Annotated in this window: 1 protein-coding gene and 1 pseudogene; both read right to left on the bottom strand. The window is 42.0% G+C overall.

Translation table 11 applies throughout. The annotated features are described in order from the left end of the window. Positions 1-1,247 (bottom strand): annotated as a pseudogene (locus ACFIL3_RS10015) (YfjI family protein); the annotation flags it as partial. Further along, on the bottom strand, positions 1,244-1,672 hold a 429-nt coding region (locus ACFIL3_RS10010), incomplete at its 5' end, for a toprim domain-containing protein (RefSeq protein ID WP_375682211.1). The gene ACFIL3_RS10010 and the pseudogene ACFIL3_RS10015, both read right to left, overlap by 4 nt.

Raw genomic sequence — 1,672 nt, 5'->3', positions numbered from 1 at the left:
TAATTCAAAAATCAATGCAAGACTTACTATGGTCTTAGGCATTTTCAAAAGATGCGCTTGTAAGCTTTCAGAAAGGTTATTCTCTTTGGCTTCTTTAAAAATCTTTTGCATCCATTCACGAAAGATCTCTTGAGCTTCAGCAGAAAAACGCATCACAAGCGGATATTCTGGTGAACCAAGGGGGTTATCATAAAGAGAACGAAATGCCCCTTCATAAGTTTCCCATGCCTCTTGATTGGGCGGTCTATCAACCCATTTCCAATCTTTTGTCTCATCGGGTCATACAAGCATTTGAAAGCGTTGTAAGAAACCATCATTGCCTTTGCCATATAAAACATTGCGTATAAAGGGCAGAATGCGAGAGGGTTGAATGCCTCCAATCATGGATAAGGTGACATGGGGGATAAAAATGGTTCCACGCTCTATACGGTCATAAGTAAATTGATCATCGCCATTAAAAGCTGTGAGATAAAAGGCGCGGTCTGATTGATATTCCTTCCGTTCCATATCTGTTAAGAAACCGGATAATTCATCACGCACCATCAAGAGACCACGGGGGTTTTCTTTTAAAAGTTCCCCAAGCTTTTCCACGCTCGTATCATTGACAATAAAACGGGAGACATCATCATCATGCGCATTGTCTTTAGAGAGGGTTTCAGACAAAAGAGCACGGGCTGTTTCAAGATCTCCTTTTTTATTGCTTTATGGGCTTGTTTTTTCTTTTCGGATTTGTCTAAAGTTTCAAGTATCTCTTCAATTTCTTGTCTCTCTTTCTGCTTTAGCCAGTCTTTATACCATTTCTTTTGAAGGCAAGTGATGGGAGTTAAAGCGGCTTGCATGGTAGGTGTTTTCATGGTTGAAGGTTGACCAATAAGAGCGCCCCAGAGATTAGGGACAATCTTCCAATCATCATGTTGTTTTGGAGCAATCCGCACGCCATTGCCGATGAGAGCAGCCAAGCCACACAAAGCAGCGACAGCCACAAAATCGAGAGGCGCTTGTTGACGGTCAGCAACGTCATAAACATAGCGACTTAAAGTTAAAGGCATTTGCGCAGCATGAAAAGACTCGACGGGTAAGAGAGTATATTCAAGTGGTTTTAATTCCCCCCAACCGTTTTGTTGCAATGCTTGTTTATAAGGAATGGCTTCTAAACAAGTCTTATCATTTAAAGAGCCATTATCGTTATCATTGCATGAAACATTTTGATTGTTGGTATCTATAATATTGTTTTTATTCTCTCTCATTTATTTATACCTTTCAGTATCAAAACATCATTGAAATCTAGACCGTAGGGGGCTTGCATGATAAAAACCTCAAAGCCTTGTCTATAAGCGCGCGCAGCGAGGGTAAAACCTGCTTTATGACCAGCCTCATCGCCATCCATTGCAATGGTGAGACGGGCTTTTGTAGGAGGCAAATTCACATGCATCATGCCATGGGTTGAAAGGGACGCCCATAAATTCACGGGCTCAGATAACAACCCCGACAGCAGAGCCAGACCGGTTTCAATGCCCTCACAAATGACCAGATGTTTTGGATTGGCTTGGCTTAAATGCACAGCACCACCCGTGACAGATCCCAACATAGCTTTGGCTGGTTTTTGATCTGTTTTGCAGCCATTGTCTTTTAAAAAGGTTCTATGAATGGCAAAGGAACCAGCCCCCTTAAC

Origin of the sequence: Bartonella sp. CE47NXGY (assembly GCF_042195415.1) — a bacterium.
Taxonomy (GTDB): domain Bacteria; phylum Pseudomonadota; class Alphaproteobacteria; order Rhizobiales; family Rhizobiaceae; genus Bartonella.
Note: the sequence above shows the minus strand (reverse complement) of the source record. Positions and strands in the feature narration are given on the sequence as shown.